The sequence below is a fragment of the Vibrio sp. Y176 genome, assembly GCF_033438945.1.
In genome coordinates this window covers 1-617 of record NZ_JAWOQS010000756.1, presented here as the reverse complement: position 1 = coordinate 617, position 617 = coordinate 1, and the positions used below count along the sequence as shown (strand labels likewise).

Below are 617 nucleotides of genomic sequence, written 5' to 3'. Positions count from 1 at the left end.
GCACCTTGACGGTTGCCAGAAGCCCCTTCGGCTGGTTGAGTGTCTTTGCAGTAAAGCGTGACGTTTTGGCCACGACGAACTAACGTTTTCGCTAACGCCGCGCTGGCAATACCGCCTCCGATTATGGCAATCGAATCAAGATTGCTGGACGCCGTGCGATTGAACCACGGAAGATGGTTCGATTGCTTTTCGCGTTGTTCCATCGAGCCTGCGATCATTTCACGCTTGGTGCCAAAGCCTTTGACTTTTTTCATTGCAAAGCCAGCTTCGTTCAATCCTCGACGCACAAAGCCCGCCGCGGTAAAAGTGGCAACTGTACAGTCTTGCTTGGCTAACTTAGCCATGTTGTTGAACAGATTTTGGTTCCACATTTCTGGGTTTTTACTTGGTGCGAATCCATCTAAAAACCAAGCGTCAATCAAACCTTGTTCGTTGTATGGGACTTGCGGCATGCAGTCTTTGATGTCGCCAAACCAAAGGTCGAGTGTAATTGCGCCATCTTCAAGCACAATGCGGTGACACTCAGGTACGGCAGCAGGGTAGTGCTTTTGCAGCTTTTCTGCATACTCAGCCAACTCCGGCCACGCTTCATGTGCTTTTTTCAAATCCGCTAGGCT

The 617-nt window shown here is 49.9% G+C and carries 1 protein-coding gene; it reads right to left on the bottom strand.

Annotated elements, in window-relative coordinates:
* A partial coding sequence (gene mnmD / locus R7O13_RS28480) for a tRNA (5-methylaminomethyl-2-thiouridine)(34)-methyltransferase MnmD (RefSeq protein WP_318305406.1) occupies nucleotides 1-617 on the bottom strand: 617 nt, incomplete at both ends.